Here is a 2,820-nt window from a genome sequence, read left to right as displayed (position 1 = left end):
ACCGGCTCCATCATCAGCGGCGGGAAGCCGCCCTGCTGGGTGACGTTGGCGAGCACCTGGCGGGCAAACGGGAAGATCAGGCGCGGGCATTCCACCATGAGCAGGCCGCTGAGCTGGGCTTCGGGAATGTTCTTGAGGCGAAAGACGCCGCCATAGACCAGTTCCACGTTGAACAGCAGCGTTTCCTCACGATTGGCCTTGGCCTTGAGGTTCAGCTCGACGGCATAGAGCTCGTCGGACTGCTTCTTGACGCCAACCGAGATCGAGACGTTGAAAGCCGGATTGCCGCCGCCGGCCATGATCGAGCCGGGCGCGCCGGGATTCTCGAAGGAAAGGTCGCGCACATACTGGCCCACCAGGTTCATGCTGGGCGCGGTGCCGGGTTCCGGCGCTGCGGCGCCCAGGTTTTCGTCGGCCATCTTTGGTCCCTCTATATATTCCGATTGGAACGATGTTGCCGGTGGCTACCATCTTTGCCGTAAAGGAACAAGCAAAGAGGCCTTTTGCAACGCTATTTGCGCTGCCAGTCGTCGTCATCGAGGTCGATGGTTCCCGGTCCGTTAATATGCGGCGGCGTGGCATCGGAAGGCGAAGCGCTCCGGTAGCTGGTCGTCGTCTGAACCACGGTGATGTTGCGCGTCAGCGTCTTGTAGAGCCAGGCGCGAACCGGCGGCAGCAGCAGGAGAATGGCGACGAAATCGCCCAGGAACCCGGGAATGATCAATAGCACGGCCGCCAGGGCCAGCAGCATGCCGTCAAAAAGGGTCTGCCCAGGCAGGGTGCCGGTCTGCATATTGGTGCGCATGCGGTTGAGCACGCCCAGCCCCTGCTGGCGCAACACGAAGCCACCGACGACAACGGCGAGAATGACCAGACCCAGCGTCGGCAATACGCCGATGGCCCGGCCGACGAGGATGAAAAGCGCAATCTCGATCAGTGGCAAGGCCAGGAGAAGAAGGGGAATGAAGCGGAGCAACCGGGTCATCCTTTGTTTGTGAAGGGCGCGGCAAATCGCGCTACCTTGTGTGAACTGGTTTTGAGCTAAAGCTTTCCCTATATATAGGAACGACAAAAGCGCTCGGCGAGCGCCCAACTTCTCAGGTGCACCGATTCATGGACGATTTTCTCGATCTGCCTACTCTCATCGCCATCGTGGTCGCGGTTTTCGTGCTCTTCCGCCTCCGCTCGGTCCTGGGAACGCGGACGGGCAATGAGCGCCCGCCGGTCGATCGCTCGCGCTCGACCCCGACCGAGAAGAAGGCCGCCAATGCCGACGAAACGGTCGTGCCGATCCGTCCACGCCCTGCCGAGCCCAATCTTGACGACGAGCGTCGCACCCGCAAGACCGAAGCCGAAATCGAACAGGCCGCATCGGGCAATGCTGAACTGGCGACCGGCCTTCGCGCCGTTGTCGAAGCCGATCCGACCTTTACGCCGAAATCCTTCCTCGAAGGCGCCAAGCAGGCCTATGAGATGATCGTCACCGGCTTTGCCGAAGGCGACCGTCAGACGCTGAAAAACCTCCTCGACAAGGACGTCTATGACAGCTTTGCCCGCGCCATCACCGAGCGCGAGGCCGCTGGCCACAAGAACGACTTCACCTTTGTCGGCCTGCCCAAGATCGCCATCGTCTCGGCCGAATACGACAAGAAGAACATTCTCGTCACCGTCGATTTCCACGCGGAGGTCGTCTCGGCTATCCGCGACAAGGACGGCAATCTCGTCGAAGGCAATGCTGACCAGGTGCAGACCATCGCCGATGAATGGACCTTTGCGCGCAATCCCAAATCGCGTGACCCCAATTGGAAGGTCATCACCACGAGCCAGCTCGACTAAGTCTTTTTGCGGCAGGCCCTTCCATGTCCAAGCGCGACCCCAGGCGCCTGCCGCACGACTTTCACCTGTGGACGAGCGTATCCGCCACGGTTGAACCCCTGCGCCGCAAGGGCTTGCTTAAGCTAGGCCACGGCACCCTGCCCATTCCCGAGCCCGAACCGGCGCCTGCCATCAAGGCGCCACCGCGGATGGGAAAACCCAAACAGCCCTTCCTCGCGCCCTATCAGGCTCCCACCCAGCCCGTGAAGGTGGTCGAGAAAAACGTCGATCCGGCCATCCATAAAAAGGTCCGCCGCGGCCGCATCGATATCGATGGCACCATCGATCTCCATGGCATGACCCAGGTCGAAGCCCGCGAAACCCTCCGCCGTTACATCGGCGCCCGTGCCGCCCGCGGCGATCGCACTCTGCTCGTCATCACCGGCAAGGGCACGAAGACTGAAAACGACTACATCTCTGCCATGACCGAGCGCGGCATCCTGCGCACCATGCTGCCGATCTGGCTCTCCGAGCCGGGCCTCTCACACATGATTTCAGGCTGGAGCCTTGCGGCCCGCGGCCATGGTGGGGAGGGCGCCTGGTATGTGCGCCTCAGGCGTCCATGACCCCGCTTGGCGCCAAATTCCGGGCCCTGCGCGAAGCCCGCGGCATTTCGCTCAAGGAAATGGCCGCCGCCCTCAACGTCTCGAGTGCCTATCTCTCGGCCCTTGAACACGGCCGCCGCGGCCAGCCCACGAGCTTCCTCCTCCACCGCATCATCGCCTTCTTCAACGTCATCTGGGACGAAGCCGAAGAGCTGCAGCGCCTCGCCGAAATTTCCGATCCCAAGGTGACCATCGATACCGGGGGCCTCGCCCCCGAAGCCACCGAATTCACCAACCGCCTGCGCGACAATATCGAGCGTCTCGAGCCTGAAGACCTCAAATTTTTGCGCGATGAATTGGTCAAACGCGCCGGCAAGAAGCGCAGTTAGGCGGCGCTGGA

5 protein-coding genes are annotated in these 2,820 nt (G+C 61.9%); 3 read left to right on the top strand and 2 right to left on the bottom strand.

All coding sequences use genetic code 11. The features are described from left to right. Both secB and ABW043_RS00715 read right to left on the bottom strand, forming a co-directional pair. On the bottom strand, nt 1-419 hold a 419-nt coding region (gene secB, locus ABW043_RS00720; protein ID WP_353919328.1), incomplete at its 3' end, for a protein-export chaperone SecB. 92 nt (nt 420-511) lie between these two features. Continuing rightward, entirely contained in the window at nt 512-985 is a 474-nt protein-coding gene (locus tag ABW043_RS00715) for an FxsA family protein (protein ID WP_353919327.1), read from the bottom strand. A gap of 128 nt (nt 986-1,113) precedes the next feature. Here ABW043_RS00715 and ABW043_RS00710 point away from each other — a divergent pair, with 128 nt between their 5' ends. The 3 genes from ABW043_RS00710 to ABW043_RS00700 are packed head-to-tail and all read left to right on the top strand — an operon-like array spanning nt 1,114 to nt 2,809. Then, nucleotides 1,114-1,836 (top strand): Tim44/TimA family putative adaptor protein, encoded by a 723-nt coding sequence (locus tag ABW043_RS00710; protein WP_353919326.1) that lies wholly within the window; start codon nt 1,114-1,116, stop codon nt 1,834-1,836. Nucleotides 1,837-1,859: 23 nt separating this feature from the next. Continuing rightward, nucleotides 1,860-2,441, top strand: coding sequence for a Smr/MutS family protein (locus ABW043_RS00705; protein WP_353919325.1), 582 nt, complete (start codon nt 1,860-1,862; stop codon nt 2,439-2,441). After that, on the top strand, nt 2,438-2,809 hold the full coding sequence (locus tag ABW043_RS00700) for a helix-turn-helix domain-containing protein (RefSeq protein WP_353919324.1): 372 nt from the start codon (nt 2,438-2,440) through the stop codon (nt 2,807-2,809). Before ABW043_RS00705 ends, ABW043_RS00700 begins: the two co-directional genes overlap by 4 nt. Nucleotides 2,810-2,820: the final 11 nt, after the last annotated feature.

It is taken from the genome of Devosia sp., from assembly GCF_040509215.1.
Lineage (GTDB): Bacteria > Pseudomonadota > Alphaproteobacteria > Rhizobiales > Devosiaceae > Devosia.
This window is presented reverse-complemented; position numbering and strand designations above follow the sequence as displayed.